Raw genomic sequence first — 20,699 nt, forward strand, 5'->3', positions numbered from 1 at the left:
GCGAATGCTTAGACCGCGCCCGCTTTCGCCGGCGAATGCCGGCTCGCCACGACGATGAGGCAACTGCCGCGCAATTCGGTGATTTCGTAGACCTGCGCACTTTCGGGTTCACCCGCGGCGAGTTCGACATCCCATGCCGCGCCGCGATAGTTGACCCGCGCTCGCCGCTCGCTCCACGCGGGCACATTCAGCGTCTGACCGATATCGAGATTAACGTCCGGATTACGCGACGCCTCCTTGCGCTTGCGCCGTCCAAAGCTCGAGCGCCGCAACGCCACGACCGCCGCCAGCGCCACCACGGCAGCAATCGCGAACTGCAGGTCGGCGCCCGCGCCCGCTAGATGCGCAATCGCGGCCGCCACGCAACCCAAAGCGATCATTAGCAGATAAAAAGTGCCGCTCATCAACTCGAGCACGACCAGCACACCCGCCCCGATCCACCAGAACAATCCACCTGGCGCCACGTTGACCTCCACAAAGCAAAACACCCCGGATCTACCGGGGTGTTTATAGCACGAAGCAGGTGCATTTAACGCACGATGCCCTATGTCTCAACTACTTTTGACCGCATTTGACATATCGCACCGCACGTTATGCAAGCCGCTTAAAAACGGCATGCATTGCTTTACTTCGTCGACTTTGCCAACTGCTGCCACGTCTCGATGATCGAGTCCGGGTTCAGCGAAATCGACGCGATACCTTCGTCCGTCAGCCATTGCGCGAAGTCCGGATGATCCGACGGACCTTGCCCGCAGATGCCCACATACTTGTTCAGACGCAGGCAGGTTGAGATCGCGCGCTGCAGCAGGAACTTGACGGCCGGGTCGCGTTCGTCGAAATCGACAGCCAACAGCTCCATGCCCGAGTCGCGATCCAGACCCAGCGTGAGCTGCGTCAAATCGTTCGAACCGATCGAGAAGCCGTCGAAGAATTGCAGGAATTCCTCAGCAAGAATCGCGTTCGAAGGCACTTCGCACATCATGATCAGGCGCAGGCCCTTTTCGCCGCGCTTCAGGCCGAACTTCGCCAGCAGCCCGATCACGCGCTCCGCCTGCTTCAGCGTACGCACGAACGGCACCATGATCTCGACGTTGTCGAGGCCCATCTCTTCACGCACCTTCTTCAACGCGATGCACTCCATCTGGAACGCTTCGGCGAAGTCTTCGGCGATGTAACGCGACGCGCCACGGAAACCGAGCATCGGGTTTTCTTCGTCCGGCTCGTAACGCGAACCGCCGATGAGCTTCTTGTACTCGTTCGACTTGAAGTCCGACAGACGCACGATCACGGGCTTCGGGTAGAACGCGGCCGCGATCGTCGCAATACCTTCGGTCAGCTTGTCGACGTAAAACGCGCGCGGCGACGCATGACCGCGAGCAACGCTTTCCACGGCCTTCTTCAGGTCCTGGTCGATGTTCGGATACTCGAGAATCGCCTTCGGGTGAACGCCGATGTTGTTATTGATGATGAACTCGAGTCGCGCCAGACCCACGCCTGCGTTCGGCAGTTGCGAGAAGTCGAAAGCGAGCTGCGGGTTGCCCACGTTCATCATGATCTTCACCGGGATCGGCGGCAGTTCGCCGCGCTGCACTTCGGTGATTTCGGTTTCGAGCAGACCGTCGTAAATCTTGCCTTCGTCGCCTTCCGCGCACGACACGGTGACGAGTGCGCCTTCCTTCAGCACGTCGGTTGCGTCGCCGCAGCCGACCACTGCCGGGACGCCGAGTTCACGCGCGATAATTGCCGCGTGGCAAGTCCGGCCGCCGCGATTCGTGACGATTGCCGACGCGCGCTTCATGACCGGCTCCCAGTTCGGGTCGGTCATGTCGGCGACCAGTACGTCGCCCGGCTGCACACGGTCCATTTCCGACGGATCGTGGATCACGCGAACCGGACCCGCGCCGATCTTCTGGCCGATTGCGCGACCCGTAGCCAGCACGTTCGACTGGCCCTTCAACTTGAAGCGCTGCTCGGCCTTGCCTGCCGCCTGGCTCTTCACCGTTTCCGGACGCGCCTGGAGAATGAAGATCTTGCCGTCACGGCCGTCCTTGCCCCACTCGATGTCCATCGGACGCTCGTAGTGCTTTTCGATGATGACCGCGTACTTCGCCAGTTCGATCACGTCTTCATCGGTGATCGAGAAGCGGTTGCGCTGCTCATGCGACACGTCGACAGTCTTCACACGGCCTTCTTCGCCGGCTTTCGTGAATTCCATCTTGATCAGCTTCGAGCCAATCGAGCGACGGATGATCGGGTACTTGCCTTGCGCGAGCGTGGTCTTGAAAACGTAGAACTCGTCCGGATTCACCGCGCCTTGAACGACGGTTTCGCCCAGACCATAGCTCGACGTGATGAACACGGCGTCCTTGAAGCCCGACTCGGTGTCGAGCGTGAACATCACGCCCGCTGCGCCGACGTCCGAGCGCACCATACGCTGCACGCCCGCCGACAACGCGACTTCAGCGTGAGTGAAGCCCTTGTGGACACGATAGGAGATAGCGCGGTCGTTATACAGCGACGCGAACACGTGCTTCATGCGATCGAGCACGTCTTCGACCCCGACCACGTTGAGATAGCTTTCCTGCTGACCCGCGAACGATGCGTCCGGCAAGTCTTCCGCCGTTGCCGACGAACGGACGGCAAACGACAGCTCTTCAGGCGAGCTGTTTTGGAGCGTGTCGAAGCCCGCGCGAATGTCGGCCTCGAGTTGCGGCTGCATGGGAGCGTCGACGATCCATTGACGGATCTCCTTGCCCGCTTCGGCGAGCGCCTTCACGTCGTCGACGTCGAGCGTTTCGAGACGTTTGGCGATGCGTTCGGTCAGATTGTTGTGATGCAAGAAATCGCGGAAGGCCAGTGCCGTGGTGGCGAAACCGGTCGGCACACGCACGCCGGCTTCGGCGAGCTGACTGATCATTTCGCCCAACGACGCGTTCTTGCCGCCGACGATTTCCACGTCGGTCATCCGCAACTGCTCAAACGGAACTACATACGCCTTGTCCTTTGCGACGGTAACTACGTTAGTCATACAAGCCCCTAAGTGTGAAAGAAATTCACGGTTGTGCAAGTGGGCTTGAACACGAGACGCCCATTGGAAGCGTGAACTCGTGTCTTGCACAACCTGTTGGAGAAGCAATCGCTACGCGCAGCCGAAGTGCGCGGCAAACCGGATACGCGACGAAGAAGCCGGATGGACGAAATTACCGATCAATCCACCAATTTCACCGCTAGTTACCGGCCAATAGCAAGGCGTTGAACGATCGTTCGCGGCAAGTTAGCCGCCAATCGCCTGCAATTGCTTATCCAACAGGTTGCCGCTATTCTACCGTGCCGACTCCTAAAATGTGGCAGTCGGACGAGAATTGCGCCTCGAATCGCGCCCCGGACCGGCAAACGGGCTTTTACGAGGTCCTGCCGTCATCCGGACGCAATTACGGTGCCCACGGCGCGCTGTAACGACGCCGCTGCCGTCTTCCGGTTAGCCACCTGGCAGCGAGTCCGATACAGCGATGTTTTATTCGAGCGCTGTTTGCCGCTCACGTTCCCCAGCCCCACTGATGCCGCCCACCGTATTCATCGTCTCCGACGGTACCGGGATCACTGCCGAAACCTTCGCGCATTCGATCCTTTCCCAGTTCGACCAGAAATTCCGCCTGGTTCGTGTGCCTTTTGTCGACTCGACGGAAAAGGCCTACGCCACGCTCGAAAAAATCAACGAGGCAATCCAGCAGGACGGCCGACGACCGATCGTTTTCACCACGCTGGTGGATAGCGCGTCGAACCAGATCGTCAAAGGCTCGAATGCGCTCGTGCTGGATATGTTCCAGACGTTCGTCGAGCCGCTGGAACAGGAACTGGAACTGAAGTCGAGTCACGCGATGGGTCGCGGTCACCAGAACGCTGACACCGAGGAGTACAAGAACCGGATCGAGGCGATCAACTTTTCGCTCGCTCACGACGACGGTCAGTCGAACCGCAATCTTGCCGACGCCGACGTGATTCTGGTCGGCGTATCGCGCAGCGGCAAGACGCCGACCAGCCTGTATCTGGCGATGCAGTACGGCGTGAAAGCGGCCAACTATCCGCTGATCCCGGAAGACTTCGAGCGCGGCAAGCTGCCTACGCCGTTACTCGCGCATCGGCAGAAGATGTTTGGTTTGTCGATTGATCCGCAGCGCCTGTCGGAAATCCGGAACGAGCGCAGGCCCGGGAGCAAGTACGCCGCGCCGGAGAATTGTCGCTATGAGATCAACGAGGCCGAGGCGATGATGCGGCGCGAAGGGATCAAGTGGTTGTCGTCGACGCATAAGTCGATCGAGGAGATCGCGACGACGATTCTGCAGGAGATCAAGCTGGATCGACAGGCTTATTGAGCCTGGTCTGAAGATCGTTGGACGATGGGCTGCGCGTAGTGCACAGCCCATTTCTGGCGAGTCAAAGCGAAACGTCAGCCGTGCGGCGGAGCGCTCAACCCAGCGCGCGTTGCTGCCGGCACTGCTCGAACACACACACAGCGGCGGCCGCCGCCACATTCAGCGACTCCATTCCGCCGGGCTGCGGAATCGTCACTCGCAACGACACCGCGTCGCGCCAGGTCTGCGAAACGCCGGCCCCTTCGTTGCCGAACACCCACGCAAGCGGACCGCTCAGATCGCAGTCATAAATCGCTTCCGCGCCGTGCGAATCCGTAATGACGATCGGCACCGCTAGGCGCCCGATCAGCGGGTGCGCGTCGACATCCTCGTGAATCTGCAACAGGAAGTGCGCCCCCATGCCCGAGCGCAAGACTTTCGACGACCAGGCGTACGCGGTACCGGGTGCGCAAAATACCTGCTGAATCCCGGCGGCTGCCGCGCTGCGCAGAATCGACCCGACGTTGCCGGCGTCCTGCACGCCGTCCAGGACGAGACAAGTTTGCGCGACCTTTTCGGGCAGCGGCGTATCGAGCTTCTCCACCAGCAGCAAAATGCCGACGCCATGCACGACATTCGACAACTGCCCGAACAGCGCATCCGGCAGCGTCACGATTCGGTGGTCCTCGATGCGCGAAACGATGGCCTGCGCCTCGTCGTGCTGAAGCGCGCCCTCCGTGACGATGCACATTTCCGGCTGCCCGGCGACGTCGAGATACGCGCTCGCGAGATGGAAACCTTCGAGCAACGCGTGCCCGCTGCGACGCTGTTGATGCGTCGAACCGGCCAGAGCTTTCAGGCGTTTGTAGAGCGGATTGTCCCGCGAGGTGATGGCTTTCACAGGCAGCGAAGACAGTGAGATTGGGAAAAGAACCGGCGACGAACGACTCGTGGCTGCTCGTGGCGCTCAAATAGATTCAGGCGGTGCTGCGCTCGCCGAACGCGTCGTCGTCGAGCAGAGCATCGGTCAGCGTGCCTGGCACGACGATAACCTCGCTCGCAGTCAGCTGCACGCCCGTGCCGAACCGCGCATGCGCTTCGCGCACCGGCGCAAACGAACGCCGATGATGCTCACAAGGACCATGCTCGCGCAGTGCCGCGAGATGCTGCGGCGTGCCGTAGCCAGCATGCGCGTTGAAGCCGTACACAGGAAACGTCTGATGCAGTTCGAGCAGCATCCGGTCACGCGTAACCTTCGCCAGAATCGACGCCGCGGAAATGCTCTTCACGAGCGCATCGCCACCAATCACCGCTTCGCTGCGAATGCTGAGCGTCGGGCAGCGATTGCCGTCGATTTTCACCAGCGTAGGCAAGACCGACAGCCCTTCCACCGCGCGTTTCATCGCCAGCATCGTGGCGTGAAGGATATTGAGCGAATCGATTTCTTCGACCGAGGCCGACGCGATGCAATACGCCAGCGCCCGGTCGACGATCTTGTCGTATAGCTCGTCGCGCTTTTTGGCAGTAAGCGCCTTGGAATCGTCGAGCCCGCGAATCATCGGTTTCGACGGATCGAAAATCACGGCCGCGGCAACGACCGGACCCGCCAGCGGGCCACGCCCTGCTTCGTCGACGCCGCAGACGATGTCGTCGGGATTCTCGAAGTTCAGGCCGACTTGCGCCGCCGCACCCGCGACCTTACGGCGAGGAACACGCGCACCGGTCACGGCTGCGCCCTGCGTTTTTCGACGACGGCGGCCACGACTTCCGCTGCACGCTGCGCGGTATTCTGCTTCAGCACGTGATGCATCTCCGTGAAGATTTCCGTCAGCGTGCGCCGGTTGGCTTCGTCGCGCAACTGTTTCAGCGTGGCTTCGGCCAGCGCCTGAGGCGTAGCAAAGTGCTGCAGAATTTCCGGTACGACGAAGCGGCCGGCCAGAATATTCGGCAAACCCACGTACGGCAGATAGCCCTGGCGGCGCATGATCTGGCCGGTCAGCCAGGGCACCTTGTACGAAATAACCATCGGCTTCTTCAACAGCGCCGCTTCGAGCGTCACCGTGCCGCTTTTGACGAGAATCGCGTCGGCGGCGGTCATCGCGAGTTGCGATTGGCCGTCGGTGATGGTGAGCGCGAGACCCGGATGCGAATCGACCAGCGGACGCAGCATTTCGCGCAGCGTCGGCGTTGCCGCCGGCATCACGAAGCGCAAGCCCGGCTCCTGGTGCTGCATCATTTCCATGGCCGCAAAGAACGTCGGGCCGATCAGATCGATCTCCGAGCGCCGGCTACCCGGCAGCACCGCGATGATCGGGCCATCTTCAGCGAGGCCGAGCGCACGGCGGGCGCCGAGCGTGTCGGGCACCAGCGGAATCTCGTCAGCTAGCGGATGCCCCACGTACGACGCCGCGACGCCCGCCTTTTCCAGCAGCGCCGTCTCGAACGGGAACACGCACAGCATGTGGTCGACCGCCTTCGCGATCTTCTTGATGCGGCCGCCGCGCCACGCCCAGATGGACGGGCACACGAAGTGCACAGTCGGAATACCCGCGTCGCGCAGCGCGTGCTCGAGCCCGAAGTTGAAATCGGGTGCATCGACGCCGACGAACACCGACGGCGGTTCGGCCAGCAATTGCCGCTTCAGTTCGTTGCGGATGCCGAGAATCTCGGGGATATGCCGCAGCGCCTCGACATAACCGCGCACCGTCAGCTTTTCCATCGGCCAGTGCGGATCGAAGCCCGTAGCGATCATGCGCGGGCCGCCGATTCCGTAGTACTGGGTGCCGGCGGGAAGACGGCTCGCGAGGCCATCGAGCAGCGATGCGGCCAGCAGGTCGCCGGACGGCTCGCCGGCCACCATGGCGACGCGTAGCGGACTGGGGTTCAATGCCATCGCTTAGCGGATGATGCCGCGTTGCGACGCTTCGACGAACGCGAGCAGCGTCTGCACCGGTGCATCGCCGTCGCCGCCTGCGGAAGCGAGTTCGCGCAATTGCACCTTCGCTTCTTCCAGCGACAAACCGTTCTTGTACAGCACGCGATAAGCGGCGCGCAGCGCCGAAATCGCGTCCGGCGAGAAGCCCCGGCGACGCAAACCTTCGACGTTGATGCCGTGCGGCTCGGCCTTGTTACCGGCGGCGATCACGAACGGCGGAATGTCCTGCACGAGTGCCGACGCACCGCCCAGCATCGAATGCGCGCCGATGCGCACAAACTGATGCACGCCCGACATGCCGCCAACGATCGCGTGGTCGCCGATCGTCACGTGGCCGGCCATCTGCGCATTGCTCGACAGGATGATGTTGTTGCCGAGATGGCAGTCGTGCCCGATGTGCACGTACGCCATGATCCAGTTGTCGTCGCCGAGCGTGGTCACACCCGCGTCCTGCACCGTACCGGTGTGGATCGTGGTGAACTCGCGGATCGTATTGCGGTTGCCGATCACGAGCCGCGTCGGCTCTTCCTTGTACTTCATGTCCTGCGGACGACCGCCAACCGACGCGTAATGGCCGATCTTGTTGTCTTCGCCGATCGTCGTGTGGCCTTCGATCACGCTGTGCGAACCGACCGTGCTGCGCGCACCGATCGTCACGTTCGCGCCGATCACGGCATACGGCCCTACTTCGACGGATTCGTCGAGTTGTGCGCCTGCTTCGATGATCGCAGTGGGATGAATCCTGCTCATGCGTCCTCGCTTCTGATTCTGTTGCGTTGTCTGGATGGGTCTGCTCGACCCGTCAGCACCGATCTCCGCCGCCCATTGGAGACGTCTTGAAACCGCTGACCGCCGGGACGCCGACTCAGGCGTCCTTGTCCGTGTGCCGCACCGCGCACATCAGGTCGGCTTCCGCCGCTACGACGCCATCCACTTCGGCACGCGCCTTGAACTTCCAGATGCCGCGCATGTGACGCTCGAACGTGCAATTCAGGATCAGCTGATCGCCCGGTTCCACCACACGCTTGAAACGCGCATTGTCGATGCCGACGAACAGATACAGCGTGTTCGACGGATCGCTAGGTTCTTCCGAAAACGTCAGCAGGGCCGCGGTTTGTGCGAGCGCTTCGAGAATCAGCACGCCGGGCATGACCGGACGTGTCGGGAAGTGCCCTTGAAAATACGGCTCATTGATCGACACGTTCTTCAACGCTTTGATGCTCTTGTGCGGCTCGAGTTCGAGCACCCGGTCGACCAGCAGGATCGGGTAACGATGCGGCAGCAGCGTGAGAATCTTATGAATGTCGAGATTGATTTTTTCGGTGCTCATGGTGTTTCTGCTCACGCATTGACTGCGCGATGATGACTGCGGAAGCTGGTGCAGGTAGGTTGAAAACGTGTGCCGCCGGCGCCCGCCATGATCCGGTTGTGGTGCCACGCGACGCCACAACCGACTTTGTTTCGTGAAGCTCGCCCGCTATTTTACGCGTGCCGGCTGGCCGCCTTGATAACTTGGGCCAATTTTCAGGCTTTGCTGCCTGTGGAATTGCTTGCTTCGCCTGCCGATGCATCAGCCGATGCGTTGGCAGATTCACTGCCCGGCCTGTCGGCCGCGGCGTTTTCGAGCGCCCTGATGCGATCGCGAAGCTTGTCGATATTGCGCAGCAACGCCGCGCTCTTGTTCCAGTCCGCGTGATTCACGGCCGGGAAAGCGCTGGTGTACATGCCGGGCTTCAGCAACGACTTCGATACACCCGACTTCGCCGTGACGATCACGTAGTCGGCCAGCGTAACGTGCCCCGCGATCCCGACCGCGCCGCCGATCATGCAATGACGGCCAATCGTCGTACTGCCAGCAATGCCCGCGCAGCCGGCGATCACCGTGTATGCACCGACCTTGCAGTTGTGGCCGATCTGCACGAGGTTGTCGATCTTCACGCACTCTTCGATGATCGTATCGGCCATCGCGCCGCGATCGATCGTCGTGTTCGCGCCGATTTCGACGTCCGCCGCGATCGACACGCCGCCGACCTGAGGAATCTTCACCCAGCTGCCGGTACGCGCATCACCCTCGCCGACGAAATCCGGCGCGAAGCCGAAACCGTCCGAGCCGATCACCGCGCCCGCGTGCACGATCACACGCTCGCCGAGCTTGCAGCCGTAGTAGACCGCCACATTCGGGTACAGATGCGAACCCGCGCCGATCCGCGTACCGCGGCCGATCACCACGTTGGCGTCGAGCCGCACGTTCTCGCCGATCACCGCGCCCGCTTCCACCGTGACATGCGGACCGATGACCGCCGTCGCCGCAATTTGCGCCGATGGGTCGATCGTGGCGCTCGGATGCACACCCGGCGCCGCCTTCGGCATGGCGAGATCGATGAAAGTTTGCGCGACGCGCGCGAAGTAAGCGTAAGGGTTCGGCGTGACGATGAAGTTACGGCCCTCGCGAGAAGCGAGCTTGGTCAGGTCGTTGGCGCTGATCAGCACGGCACCCGCACGGGTCGTGTCGACCTGTGACAGGTACTTCGGATTGGCGAGGAACGCCAGCTGGTCCGGACCTGCCTGGTCGAGCGGTGCCAGACTGCCGACGCGCTGCGAACCGTCTCCGACTACTTCACCGCCGAACCGATGGACGATGTCCTCGAGCGTAAATGCCATGCCTATCCTGTCTCCTGCAATTCAGTCCAACTTGTCAGTGCAAACGCAAAGCGGTTGCGCCGGTCAACGACCCGGCGCTTTCAATTAGTTGCCCGACGCCGCGAGCGCCTTGAGCACCTGGTCGGTAATGTCGATACGCGGACTCACGTAGACCGCTTCCTGCACGATCAGATCGTAGTGCTGCTGCTCGGCGATCTGCTTGATGACCTTGTTCGCACGATCGAGCACCGCCGCCAGTTCTTCGTTACGGCGCTGGTTCAGATCTTCGCGAAACTCGCGCTGCTTGCGCTGGAAGTCCGTATCCAGTTGCGACAGATCGCGTTGCTTCTGTGCACGATCCGCCGGCGACATCGACGCGCCATTCTTGTCGAGCGAGTCGGACATCGATTTCAGCTTCTGCGCCATGTCGGCGAGATCTTTGTCGCGCTTCGCGAATTCGGCTTCGAGCTTGACCTGGGCGGCCTTCGCCGCCGCCGATTCGCGCAGGATGCGGTCGGAATTCACCGCGGCGATGCGCGCCTCCTGCCCATGCGCGACGCCAACGCCCAAGGTCATTGCCAGCGCCAATGCGCACGCTACACGTTTCGAAAACATACCGGTTAGCAAAGTCATCCTCTCGATACTGTAGTTTGGCCGGCCCGCAACTGCAGCCGGCCGCGCCCGATCAGAACGCCGTCCCGATCTGGAACTGGAATTTCTGATACTGGTCGCCAGTGTGCTTCACGAGCGGGAAGCCCAGGCTGAGCTTGAGCGGACCGATCGGCGAAATCCACGCCAGACCCACACCGTAGCCATAACGCAGACCGTTCGCGCCGGTCGACGTTGCGGCGCTGCTCGCGTCGGCCCAGACGTTACCGGCGTCAAGGAACGTGAACACCCGCAGCGTGCGGTCATAACCGGTGCCCGGCAGCGGGAACGTCAACTCGATATTGCCGACCAGCAGCTTCGAGCCGCCGATCGGGTCGCCGGTGGTTGCATCGCGCGGACCCAGCGAGCTCGGCTCGTAGCCCCGCACAGAACCGATACCGCCCGCGTAGTAGTTCTTGAAAATCGGGTAAGGCTTGCCGCCCATGCCGTTACCGTAACCGCCCTGGAAGTTGAAGCCCAGCACGAAGCCACGCGAGAACGAATAATAGTACTGGGCGTTGATGTCGGCCTTGTAGTACTGCGTGCTGCCGATCGGCGTGCCATATTCGGCGTTGGCCTGCGCGAAGTAACCACGGCTCGGCACCAGCGCGCTGTCACGCGCGTCGCGCGACCAGCCCACCGTGACCGGCACGTTGTTCGAAACGCGGCCAAAGTCGGCAACGTACTGCTTGTACGACGCCGGCGTGGTTGAATCGACGTCCAGCTGGTTCTGCTCGAGACCCGCGCCGAAGTAGACCGTGTCGACTTCCGAGAACGGAATCCCGAACTTCAGGTCGCCACCGATCGTAACGATCTTGAAGCTCGAATCCGTCGAGTAGTACAGCGGCTGGTACGTACGGTAATAGACGTCGGTAATACGCTTGATGCCGTCGACCGTGAAGTACGGATCGACCTGCGTCACCGTCAACGTGCGGTACGTTTTCGCGGTGTTCACGTTCACCGACAGACTCGTGCCCGAACCGAACACGTTGTCTTGCGACACGCCCGCGGACAGCACCACCTTGTCGGTCGACGAGAAACCCGCGCCCAGCGTAATCGCACCGGTCGGCTTTTCAGCGACCTTGACGTCCACATCCACCTGGTCAGGCGTGCCTTCGACCGGCACTGTGGTCACGTCGACGTCGGTAAAGTAGCCGAGACGGTTGATACGGTCTTTCGACAGCGCGAGGCGGTTCGAATCGAACCACGAGCTTTCGAGCTGGCGCATTTCGCGGCGCACGACTTCGTCACGGGTACGCGTGTTGCCGACCACGTTGATGCGGCGCACGTAGACGCGGCGGCTCGGGTCGACCTGCAGCGTCAGATCCACCGTGTGGTGTTGCTGATCGATCTGCGGCTGCGCGTTGACGGTCGCGAACGCGTAGCCGTATTCACCCAGCTTGTCGACGATGGCCTTCGTGGTGGCTTGCAGCTTTTCAGCCGAGAAGCGATCACCCGGTTTGATCTTGATAAGCTTGGTCAACTCGGCTTCGCGATCGAGCAGATTGCCGGCCAGCTTGATGTTCGAGATCGTGTACGGCTCGCCTTCATGCAGCGTGACCGTCAGGTACATGTCCTTCTTGTCCGGCGTGATCGACACCTGGGTCGACTCGATGTTGAACTCGAGGTAACCGCGATTCAGGTAATACGAGCGGACGTTTTCGAGGTCGCCGGTGAGCTTGTCTTTCGCGTACAGGTCGTTCTTCGTGTACCACGAGAACCAGTTCGGCGTGGACAGCTGCATTTCATCGCGCAGCGTACCCGTGCTGAACGCCTTGTTGCCGATGAAGTTGATCTGGCGGATCTTCGCGCTCGGACCTTCGGCCACCGAGAACAGCACCGACACGCGGTTGCGGTCGATCGGCGTGATCGTGGTCGTGACTTCGGCTGCGTAGTAACCGCGCGTCAGGTACTGACGCTTCAGTTCCTGCTCGGCCTTGTCGACCAGCGCCTTGTCGTAGTAACGACCTTGCGACAGCCCCACGGCGCGCAGCGCCTTGGTCAGGTTTTCCTTGTCGAATTCGTGAATGCCGGCGAAGTCGATCGCGCCAATGGCGGGACGCTCCAGCACCTGCACGATGACGACATTGCCTTCGGTCGCGATCTTGACGTCGTTGAAGAAGCCCGTCGCATACAGCGCGCGAATCGCTTCGGACGCCTTGTCGTCGCTAAACGTGTCGCCTTGTTTGATGGGCAGATACGCGAACACGGTACCGGGTTCGACGCGTTGCAATCCCTCAATGCGAATGTCTTGCACCACGAAGGGCGTCGTTGCGTGAGCAACCAGCCCATGCGCGGCGAATGCCGCGGCTATAACCGTCTTTGGAACAAAGCGATGAGGTTTAAACAACGTGCTTCCCCAGTGTGTATAGCTGCATCAGGTCAGACGGTCGCCATCGTGAACGCCGCCGGACACTTTAAAAATGGATTAAACGAGCCAGATCGTTGAACAGCGCGATCGCCGACAATGCGACGATGCAGGCGAGACCCGCCCTCTGAAAAACGAGTTGCCAGCGATCGGAGACAACTTTACCGGTCACAGCTTCAACCAAATAATATAACAGATGACCCCCGTCCAATACCGGAATTGGTAGCAGGTTCAGTACGCCGAGGCTAATACTGACAAGGGCCAGGAACGACAGAAACGCAGAAGGACCCAGACGTGCGCTCTTTCCTGCGTAATCGGCGATCGTCACGGGGCCAGAAAGATTTTTCAGCGATGCCTCGCCGACGATCATTCTTCCGAACATGCGCACGGAGTAAACCGCGAGGTCCGACGTGCGGCGCGCACCCAGTTGCAGACTCTCGATCGGCCCATAGCGTACGTCGATCGACGGCACCTGGGTCGCCAGCTCGGCACCGATGCGGCCGATCTGCTGGCCGGTCGTTTCATCGCGCTGTGACTGCGGCACGATGCTGATGTCTTCGAGACTGCCTTGCGCGTGCCCTGCCTGACCACCGCGCTCGATCTGCAAGGTCACGGGCACGCCGGCGTGCGATTTTACATAAGCGATGAACGCCGTGGCGTTATCCGTCGGAATTCCGTTGACGGCGCGCAAGCGGTCGCCCGCGACCAGACCCGCCTTCTGCGCCGCGCTGCTAGGCTGAACGCCGGCCACCGTCAGCTTGCCGCCGCCCGGCTCAAAGCCGAGATGGGACATGAAGTCGTCGTCGACATCTTTCTCGCCGATGCCGCGTAGATCCAGCTGGAACTGCGATGTGCCATGCGCGTCTTTCGCGCTCAGCACGATGTACTTGTGATCGAATGCCGCGCCCAGCAATTTCCAGCGCAAGTCCGACCACGAGCGCACTTGTTCGGAATCGTCGGCGTTGGAAGCACGCGCAGCAACGATCGTCTCGCCGCCCTCGAAACCTGCCAGAGCTGCCGGCGTGTTCGGCGCAGGTGGCGCGATCACAGCCGCCGGCTCGGTCACGCCGGTGGCGAACACGAGTGCGAACAGCACGATAGCTAGCAGGAAATTGGCGACCGGACCTGCCGCGACGATCGCGAACCGGCGCCATACCGACTTGCGGTTGAACGCCTGCGACAGCAAGTCGGCGGGAATCGGCGCAGCGCCGGTTTCGCGCTCGTCGAGCATCTTCACGTAGCCACCGAGCGGCAGCGCGGCAATGGTCCACTCGGTGCCTGTTTTCGGACTCACCCACTGAAACAGCGGCTTGCCGAAGCCAATCGAAAAGCGCAACACTTTCACGCCGCACAGACGCGCGACACTGTAGTGCCCGTACTCGTGGACGACCACGAGTACGCCAATCGCGACCGCGAAGGCAAGCAGTTCGATCAGCAGGTTCATAGGCGCCTCACTGGACGGCGCGTTCCGTTCGACGGGCGCCGTCCGGCAGACGCGCGATAAATTCGGTAGCGGCGCGACGCGCGGCGGCGTCGGCTTCGATCACGTCTTCCAGCGCGTGCGCGCTGCGGTTCGGCAACGCGTTTAGCACCGAGTCGACCACTTGAGCGATCGTCATGAAGCCGATCTGGCGAGCGAGGAACGCTTCGACGGCGATTTCGTTAGCGGCATTGAGCGCCGCGCTCGCGACGCCACCCTCGGCCAGCGCCTTCATCGCAAGCGCGAGGCACGGGAAGCGCGTGTAATCCGGCTTTTCGAACGACAGCGACGCGATCTCCGCGAGATCGAGTTGCGCGACGCCCGAATCGACACGATCGGGGAAAGCCAGCGCATGAGCGATCGGCGTACGCATGTCGGGGTTGCCGAGTTGCGCGAGCACGGAGCCGTCTGCGTAAGAGACCAGCGAGTGGATCACGCTTTGCGGGTGAATCAGCACGTCGATGCGCTCGCCCGGCAAATCGAACAGCCAGTGAGCCTCGATGACTTCGAGGCCCTTGTTCATCATGGTCGCGGAATCGACCGAAATCTTCCGGCCCATTACCCAGTTCGGATGCTTGCATGCATCTTCGGGCGTGACGTCGACGAGCGTAGCTGGTTCGCGAGTGCGGAACGGGCCGCCCGACGCGGTCAGAATGATCTTGGACACACCGCCGTGCAGCGCAGCTTCGCGCGGCAGGCATTGGAAAATCGCGTTGTGTTCGCTGTCGACGGGCAGCAGTACCGCGCCGTTGTCGCGCACCGCGTCCATGAAGATCGCGCCGGACATGACCAGCGCTTCCTTGTTGGCGAGCAGAATGCGCTTGCCGGCGCGAGCGGCGGCGAGACTCGGCGCAAGGCCGGCCGCGCCGACGATCGCCGCGACCACCGTATCGCAGCCGTCGCTGTTCGAGACGTCGACGAGCGCCTGCGGGCCGTACGTGACCTCGGTCTTGCAACCGGCTTCACGCAGCTTCGCGGCGACGCGCGCGGCGGTATCGGCGTCGCCGACTACCGCGACTTCCGGCTGAAAGCGCAGGCATTGCTCGACGAGCTTGTCGCCGTTGCGATGCGCCGTAAGCGCATAAACCGAAAAGCGTTCGGGATGACGCGCGACGACGTCGAGCGTGCTGTCTCCAATCGAGCCCGTGGAACCGAGCAATGTCAGACGTTTTTGCATATCTCTTTCTCTAGCCGAGCAGCAGCATGGCAAGCGGCAGCACCGGCAACAACGCGTCGATGCGGTCGAGCACGCCACCGTGCCCCGGCAACAGGCCGCTTGAATCTTTCACTCCGGCCTGGCGTTTCATCATTGATTCGAACAGGTCGCCCACCACGCTGAATGCCACCAGCAAGGTCAATGCGAGCAGCGTGCGCACGGCGCCCCATTGCGCCAGCAGCGCAGAATACAGGGTCGGCTCGAACGCATGCAAAAAGACCGCCGCCGCCGCGACGATCATCACCACCAACCAGCCGCCGATCGCACCCTCCCAGGTTTTACCCGGACTGATGGCTGGCGCCAGCTTATGCTTTCCGAATGCTTTTCCGGAGAAGTATGCGCCGATATCGGCCAGCCATACCAATACGAGCAGCGACAGCACGAACGGCACACCTTGCATGCGTGCGGCGACGAGAGCATGCCAGCAGGCGACGAATATCACAATGCCAGCCAGAAATAGGAAGATTCGCCACGCCCCCTGAGCGAGCGTCGGCTTGCGCAAAAGCACGAACGGCCCGGCGACGACCCAAAAAATGGCAGATGCCTTGAACAGCGAACGGGCTTCGACCACGCCCGTACCGAGCTGCGTACTCGCGACCAGCGCGGCCGCTGCGATCAGCGCGTAAATGACGGGACCGGCCCCGCCCAGCTTAAGCAGGCGTGCCCACTCCCACGCGGCGAATACGACGACAAAAGCGATCAGCGCGCCAAACGCGCCAACCGGCGCGAACAGCGTGACCGGCAGGAACACAGCCAGCAGGATGATCGCCGTGATGACACGGGTTTTTAGCATGGAAGCGAATCGACGTTTTGCGATTGCGGCTCGAGTTGAGCACTGGTGCGGCCGAAGCGGCGTTCGCGCTCCGCGTACGAAGCGATGGCATGACCGAGCGCGTCGGCGTCGAAATCAGGCCAGAACGTGTCGGTGAAATAGAACTCGGTGTAGGCAAGCTGCCACAGCAGGAAATTGCTGACGCGGCGCTCGCCGCCGGTGCGGATGAACAGATCCGGCTCCGGCGCATAAGCCATGGACAGGTGTTCGGCGAACGAATCTTCGTTGACCTCTACCGCCTTGCCCGCCAGAGCCGACTGTTCGGCGAGCTTGCGGGTGGCCTGCATGATGTCCCAGCGGCCGCCATAATTCGCGGCGATGGTCAGCGTGAGACGGGTGTTACGCGCGGTTTTGGTCTCCGCGCGTTTGATCAGGTCGCGAATACGCGTGTCGAAACGATCCAGATCACCGACCACGCGCAAACGGATGCCGTTGGCATGGAGTTTGCCGATTTCGCGCTCCAGCGCAGTGACGAACAGGCGCATCAGGAACGAAACTTCTTCGTTCGGACGACGCCAGTTTTCCGAGCTGAACGCAAACAGCGTCAGGTATTCGACGCCTTGACGGGCGCACGCCTCGACGGCCGCGCGCACCGCGTCGACGCCGCGCGTATGGCCCGCCACGCGCGGCAAACGCCGCTGGGTGGCCCAACGGCCGTTGCCATCCATGATGATCGCGATATGTCGCGGCACCGCGGCGACATCAGGCACGCGCACGGTTGAGCTGGTATAGGTCATGGCCGTCGGGACTGTGACTGCAAATAAGAAGTGGAAACCGTGAAAGTTCTGAGCCCGAACGGCCTCAAACCGTCATGATCTCGGCTTCTTTCGTCACGACGAGTTTGTCGATTTCGGCAACAAACTTGTCCGTCAGCTTCTGAACGTCGTCACCTGCACGACGCTCGTCGTCTTCCGAAATTTCTTTGTCTTTGACGAGCTTTTTCAGTTGCTCGTTGGCATCACGGCGCAGGTTACGGACCGCAACCTTGGCCGTTTCCGCTTCGCTCTTGACCACTTTGGTCAGTTCGCGGCGGCGCTCTTCAGTCAGCGCGGGCATCGGCACGCGGATCACGTCGCCTTGCGTAGCCGGGTTCAGGCCGAGGTCCGACTCACGAATCGCCTTTTCGACGACCTGAACCATCTTCTTTTCCCACGGCTGCACGCCGATCGTGCGTGCGTCGATCAGCGTCAGGTTTGCGACCTGCGAGATCGGCACCGGCGAACCGTAGTAATCGCACTGGATGTGATCGAGCAGGCCCGTGTGCGCACGACCCGTGCGGATCTTCGACAGGTCGTTCTTGAACGCGTCGATGGAGCGCTGCATCTTTTGTTCAGCGCCCTTCCTGATATCAGCCACAGACATTTTTAAACCTCCGAACCTTCAAAACGGTGCGAACCGGCCAGCGCGCGCAATATGCGGCGGCCCGGGCTCGCGTTAAAGCCCACGTTATGTGAACGAGAGTTTACACGTGGACGAGGGTGCCCTCGTCCTCGCCTTGAACGATGCGCTTGAGCGCGCCCGGCTTGACGATCGAAAACACCCGGATAGGCAGCTTCTGGTCGCGGCACAGCGCAAATGCTGTTGCGTCCATCACCTGCAGATTGCGGCCGATCGCTTCGTCGAAGCTGATCGTGGTGTAGCGCGTCGCGCTCGGGTCTTTCTTGGGGTCGGCCGAATAAACGCCGTCCACCTTGGTTGCTTTCAGCACGACTTCGGCGCCGATTTCCGAGCCGCGCAGTGCAGCAGCCGTGTCGGTCGTGAAGAACGGGTTGCCGGTACCGGCCGCGAAAATGACGACCCGGCCTTCTTCGAGCTGGCGGATCGCGCGGGGGCGGATGTACGGCTCGACCACCTGATCCATGCGCAGCGCGGATTGCACGCGCGCTTCGATGCCGGCGTGGCGCATTGCGTCCTGCAGCGCCAGCGCGTTCATCATCGTGGCCAGCATGCCCATGTAGTCAGCCGTGGCGCGGTCCATACCGGCTGCACCGCCCGCGACGCCGCGGAAAATATTGCCGCCGCCGATCACCACGGCCAGCTGCGTTCCGAGACGGACCACTTCGGCCACGTCCGCCACCATTCGTTCGATGGTCGCGCGGTTGATGCCGAAGGCATCGTCGCCCATCAGAGCTTCACCGGAGAGTTTAAGCAGGACGCGTTTGTAGGCAGTGGGCATAGGGGTATCCAGATCGCGCAGAACAGGGCAACAACAAGGGACTAATGTAGGGGTGAAATGCTGATTCGGGCAAGCGTCGCCAAATTGACGGACCCTGAAGTCCGCCGGCGACCACACTGCGAGGGTCAACCCGCGTGCGGTCTTGCGGCGCTGCCGACCGCGGCAAAGTCTTGCTCCGCCGCGGGTCCAACAGTACTACGGTGAAGCTTGGCTAAAGCTTATTGTTGCTTTGCAGCAGCGACTTGAGCGGCCACTTCAGCTGCGAAGTCGTCCTGCTTCTTTTCGATGCCTTCGCCAACCACGAACAGCGCGAACTTCTGGACGCTCGCGTTGCCGGCCTTCAGCATCTGTTCGATCGTCTGCTTGTCGTTCTTAACGAACGTCTGGTTCAGCAGCGACACTTCCTTCAGGTACTTCTGCACGCTGCCGTCGACCATCTTGGCGACGATTTCAGCCGGCTTGCCCGATTCAGCAGCCTTCTGTTCAGCAATGCTGCGTTCCTTCGCGATCAACTCTGCCGGAACGTCGTCCGACGACAGCGAAACCGGCTTCATTGCGGCGATGTGCATTGCCACGTCCTTGCCGACCTGCTCGTCCGCGCCGGTGTACTCGACCAGCACGCCGATGCGCGTGCCGTGCAGGTATGCCGCCAGCTTGTTAGCCGTGTCGAAACGCACGAAACGGCGGATCGACAGGTTTTCACCGATCTTGCCGACCAGCGCGAGGCGCACTGCGTCGACCGTCGAGCCGTCCAGCGGCAGTGCCGACAGCGCTGCGACGTCAGCCGGATTAGCCGTAGCGACCAGTTCGGCGATCGTCTTCGAGAAAGCCAGGAAGTCGTCGTTCTTCGAAACGAAGTCGGTTTCGCAGTTCAGTTCGACCAGCGAACCAGCGTTGCCGCCGATAAACGATGCGACCACGCCTTCAGCCGTCACGCGCGACGCTGCCTTGCTGGCCTTGTTACCCAGCTTCACGCGCAGCAGCTCTTCAGCGCGCGCCATGTCGCCGTCGGCTTCCGTCAGCGCTTTCTTGCATTCCATCATCGGCGCGTCGGTCTTTGCGCGCAGTTCTGCAACCATGCTTGCGGTAATTGCCGCCATCATTTGCTCCTTGAGTTCCGTCTGTCACACACCGCCCGCACTTCGATACCGGCGGCGAGAATTCGTTTCAGCATTGCGCGAATTTTTTCACGGGCAACGCTTTGGGCGCCAAATTCAGCACCCCACTACAATGTCGCGACTTAAAAAAAGGGGGCCTGTAGAAAGCCCCCTTTTTTGCCGGACACGGGGCAGCTTTACGCTTCCGAGTTGACCTCGACGAACTCGTCGCCGTTGTCGCCGCGTGCAGCCTGCACCACTTCGTTGACCGAGTTCGCACGGCCTTCGAGGATCGCGTCAGCCACGCCAGCCGTGTACAGAGCGACAGCCTTCGATGCGTCGTCGTTACCCGGGATCACGTAGTCGATGCCTTCCGGCGAGTGGTTCGTGTCGACCACTGCGATGACCGGAATACCGAGCTTGTTAGCTTCGGTGACAGCAATCTTGTGGTAACCAACGTCGACCACGAAAATTGCGTCAGGAATGCCGCCCATGTCCTTCACGCCGCCGATGGACTTTTGCAGCTTGGCCATTTCGCGTTCGAACAACAGAGCTTCCTTCTTGCTCATGCGCTCGGTTTCGCCTGCTTCCAGCGCTGCTTCCATGTCCTTCAGGCGCTTGATCGAAACCTTCAGCGTCTTGAAGTTGGTCAGCATACCGCCGAGCCAGCGTGCGTTGACGAACGGCATGCCTGCACGCTGCGCTTCTTCAGCGATCGTGTCACGCGATTGACGCTTCGTGCCGACAAACAGAATCGTGCCACGATTAGCTGCCAGTTGACGCGCGTACTTCAGCGCGTCGTTGTACATCGGCAGCGTCTTTTCGAGGTTGATAATGTGAATCTTGTTGCGATGACCGAAAATGAAGGGAGCCATCTTCGGGTTCCAGAAGCGCGTTTGGTGACCGAAGTGGACACCTGCTTCCAGCATTTGACGCATGGTAACTGCCATGAAAA

The 20,699-nt window shown here is 61.4% G+C and carries 19 protein-coding genes; 1 reads left to right on the forward strand and 18 read right to left on the reverse strand.

Annotated features, from left to right (window positions below):
• Window positions 1-8 precede the first annotated feature (8 nt).
• Window positions 9-464 carry an NfeD family protein gene (locus tag BLS41_RS10380; protein ID WP_074764229.1) on the reverse strand — a complete coding sequence of 152 codons (456 nt, stop codon included), beginning with the start codon at window positions 462-464 and terminating at the stop codon, window positions 9-11.
• Between the two features lie 161 nt (window positions 465-625).
• Complete coding sequence (gene ppsA / locus BLS41_RS10385) at window positions 626-3,028, reverse strand: phosphoenolpyruvate synthase (protein ID WP_074764230.1); 2,403 nt, start codon at window positions 3,026-3,028, stop codon at window positions 626-628.
• Between the two features lie 529 nt (window positions 3,029-3,557).
• Between ppsA and ppsR the strand changes: the two genes are divergently transcribed.
• On the forward strand, window positions 3,558-4,373 hold the full coding sequence (gene ppsR / locus BLS41_RS10390) for a posphoenolpyruvate synthetase regulatory kinase/phosphorylase PpsR (RefSeq protein ID WP_074764231.1): 816 nt from the start codon (window positions 3,558-3,560) through the stop codon (window positions 4,371-4,373).
• Between the two features lie 94 nt (window positions 4,374-4,467).
• On the opposite strand, the gene BLS41_RS10395 is transcribed toward ppsR, so the two are convergent.
• The 16 genes from BLS41_RS10395 to rpsB form a co-directional block, all read right to left on the reverse strand.
• A complete protein-coding gene (locus BLS41_RS10395) occupies window positions 4,468-5,253 on the reverse strand; it encodes a TrmH family RNA methyltransferase (RefSeq protein WP_074764232.1) in 786 nt (261 codons plus the stop codon).
• A 76-nt stretch (window positions 5,254-5,329) separates the two neighbouring features.
• Entirely contained in the window at window positions 5,330-6,079 is a 750-nt protein-coding gene (gene rnhB, locus BLS41_RS10400) for a ribonuclease HII (RefSeq protein ID WP_074764233.1), read from the reverse strand.
• Window positions 6,076-7,245 carry a lipid-A-disaccharide synthase gene (lpxB, locus tag BLS41_RS10405; protein WP_074764234.1) on the reverse strand — a complete coding sequence of 390 codons (1,170 nt, stop codon included), beginning with the start codon at window positions 7,243-7,245 and terminating at the stop codon, window positions 6,076-6,078. Before lpxB ends, rnhB begins: the two co-directional genes overlap by 4 nt.
• Before the next feature lie 3 nt (window positions 7,246-7,248).
• Window positions 7,249-8,037 carry an acyl-ACP--UDP-N-acetylglucosamine O-acyltransferase gene (lpxA, locus tag BLS41_RS10410; RefSeq protein WP_074764235.1) on the reverse strand — a complete coding sequence of 263 codons (789 nt, stop codon included), beginning with the start codon at window positions 8,035-8,037 and terminating at the stop codon, window positions 7,249-7,251.
• Between the two features lie 115 nt (window positions 8,038-8,152).
• A complete protein-coding gene (gene fabZ, locus BLS41_RS10415; protein WP_006048683.1) occupies window positions 8,153-8,617 on the reverse strand; it encodes a 3-hydroxyacyl-ACP dehydratase FabZ in 465 nt (154 codons plus the stop codon).
• 194 nt (window positions 8,618-8,811) lie between these two features.
• Window positions 8,812-9,948: a UDP-3-O-(3-hydroxymyristoyl)glucosamine N-acyltransferase gene (gene lpxD / locus BLS41_RS10420; protein WP_074764236.1), complete on the reverse strand. Its 1,137-nt coding sequence runs from the start codon at window positions 9,946-9,948 to the stop codon at window positions 8,812-8,814.
• Between the two features lie 84 nt (window positions 9,949-10,032).
• Window positions 10,033-10,554, reverse strand: a complete 522-nt coding sequence (locus BLS41_RS10425) for an OmpH/Skp family outer membrane protein (RefSeq protein ID WP_171910247.1) — start codon at window positions 10,552-10,554, stop codon at window positions 10,033-10,035.
• A gap of 58 nt (window positions 10,555-10,612) precedes the next feature.
• Window positions 10,613-12,925 carry an outer membrane protein assembly factor BamA gene (gene bamA, locus BLS41_RS10430; RefSeq protein WP_074764238.1) on the reverse strand — a complete coding sequence of 771 codons (2,313 nt, stop codon included), beginning with the start codon at window positions 12,923-12,925 and terminating at the stop codon, window positions 10,613-10,615.
• A gap of 67 nt (window positions 12,926-12,992) precedes the next feature.
• Window positions 12,993-14,387, reverse strand: coding sequence for an RIP metalloprotease RseP (rseP, locus tag BLS41_RS10435; protein WP_074764239.1), 1,395 nt, complete (start codon window positions 14,385-14,387; stop codon window positions 12,993-12,995).
• Window positions 14,388-14,394: 7 nt separating this feature from the next.
• On the reverse strand, window positions 14,395-15,600 hold the full coding sequence (locus tag BLS41_RS10440) for a 1-deoxy-D-xylulose-5-phosphate reductoisomerase (protein ID WP_074764240.1): 1,206 nt from the start codon (window positions 15,598-15,600) through the stop codon (window positions 14,395-14,397).
• A gap of 10 nt (window positions 15,601-15,610) precedes the next feature.
• A complete protein-coding gene (locus BLS41_RS10445) occupies window positions 15,611-16,432 on the reverse strand; it encodes a phosphatidate cytidylyltransferase (protein ID WP_074764241.1) in 822 nt (273 codons plus the stop codon).
• The gene (gene uppS / locus BLS41_RS10450; protein ID WP_074764242.1) at window positions 16,426-17,208 is read right to left on the reverse strand and encodes a polyprenyl diphosphate synthase; all 783 of its coding nucleotides are present in this window, start codon (window positions 17,206-17,208) and stop codon (window positions 16,426-16,428) included. The genes BLS41_RS10445 and uppS overlap by 7 nt, the downstream gene beginning before the upstream one ends.
• 64 nt (window positions 17,209-17,272) lie before the next feature.
• A complete protein-coding gene (frr, locus tag BLS41_RS10455; protein WP_012433445.1) occupies window positions 17,273-17,833 on the reverse strand; it encodes a ribosome recycling factor in 561 nt (186 codons plus the stop codon).
• Window positions 17,834-17,933: 100 nt separating this feature from the next.
• On the reverse strand, window positions 17,934-18,647 hold the full coding sequence (pyrH, locus tag BLS41_RS10460; protein WP_074764243.1) for a UMP kinase: 714 nt from the start codon (window positions 18,645-18,647) through the stop codon (window positions 17,934-17,936).
• 218 nt (window positions 18,648-18,865) lie between these two features.
• Window positions 18,866-19,747 (reverse strand): translation elongation factor Ts, encoded by an 882-nt coding sequence (gene tsf, locus BLS41_RS10465; protein ID WP_074764244.1) that lies wholly within the window; start codon window positions 19,745-19,747, stop codon window positions 18,866-18,868.
• Between the two features lie 194 nt (window positions 19,748-19,941).
• A complete protein-coding gene (gene rpsB / locus BLS41_RS10470) occupies window positions 19,942-20,694 on the reverse strand; it encodes a 30S ribosomal protein S2 (protein WP_074764245.1) in 753 nt (250 codons plus the stop codon).
• Between the last annotated feature and the right edge of the window lie 5 nt (window positions 20,695-20,699).

The sequence above is a fragment of the Paraburkholderia fungorum genome, from assembly GCF_900099835.1.
Taxonomy (GTDB): Bacteria; Pseudomonadota; Gammaproteobacteria; order Burkholderiales; family Burkholderiaceae; genus Paraburkholderia; species Paraburkholderia fungorum_A.

What these genes read in the sequence shown, in the direction of transcription:
- rpsB (WP_074764245.1), bottom strand. Translation starts at nt 20,694, where the DNA reads ATGGCAGTTACCATGCGTCAAATGCTGGAAGCAGGTGTCCACTTCGGT.
- BLS41_RS10445 (WP_074764241.1), bottom strand. Translation starts at nt 16,432, where the DNA reads ATGCTAAAAACCCGTGTCATCACGGCGATCATCCTGCTGGCTGTGTTC.
- fabZ (WP_006048683.1), bottom strand. Translation starts at nt 8,617, where the DNA reads ATGAGCACCGAAAAAATCAATCTCGACATTCATAAGATTCTCACGCTG.
- lpxD (WP_074764236.1), bottom strand. Translation starts at nt 9,948, where the DNA reads ATGGCATTTACGCTCGAGGACATCGTCCATCGGTTCGGCGGTGAAGTA.
- pyrH (WP_074764243.1), bottom strand. Translation starts at nt 18,647, where the DNA reads ATGCCCACTGCCTACAAACGCGTCCTGCTTAAACTCTCCGGTGAAGCT.
- uppS (WP_074764242.1), bottom strand. Translation starts at nt 17,208, where the DNA reads ATGACCTATACCAGCTCAACCGTGCGCGTGCCTGATGTCGCCGCGGTG.
- BLS41_RS10440 (WP_074764240.1), bottom strand. Translation starts at nt 15,600, where the DNA reads ATGCAAAAACGTCTGACATTGCTCGGTTCCACGGGCTCGATTGGAGAC.
- rseP (WP_074764239.1), bottom strand. Translation starts at nt 14,387, where the DNA reads ATGAACCTGCTGATCGAACTGCTTGCCTTCGCGGTCGCGATTGGCGTA.
- tsf (WP_074764244.1), bottom strand. Translation starts at nt 19,747, where the DNA reads ATGGCGGCAATTACCGCAAGCATGGTTGCAGAACTGCGCGCAAAGACC.
- ppsA (WP_074764230.1), bottom strand. Translation starts at nt 3,028, where the DNA reads ATGACTAACGTAGTTACCGTCGCAAAGGACAAGGCGTATGTAGTTCCG.
- ppsR (WP_074764231.1), top strand. Translation starts at nt 3,558, where the DNA reads ATGCCGCCCACCGTATTCATCGTCTCCGACGGTACCGGGATCACTGCC.
- frr (WP_012433445.1), bottom strand. Translation starts at nt 17,833, where the DNA reads ATGTCTGTGGCTGATATCAGGAAGGGCGCTGAACAAAAGATGCAGCGC.
- lpxA (WP_074764235.1), bottom strand. Translation starts at nt 8,037, where the DNA reads ATGAGCAGGATTCATCCCACTGCGATCATCGAAGCAGGCGCACAACTC.
- lpxB (WP_074764234.1), bottom strand. Translation starts at nt 7,245, where the DNA reads ATGGCATTGAACCCCAGTCCGCTACGCGTCGCCATGGTGGCCGGCGAG.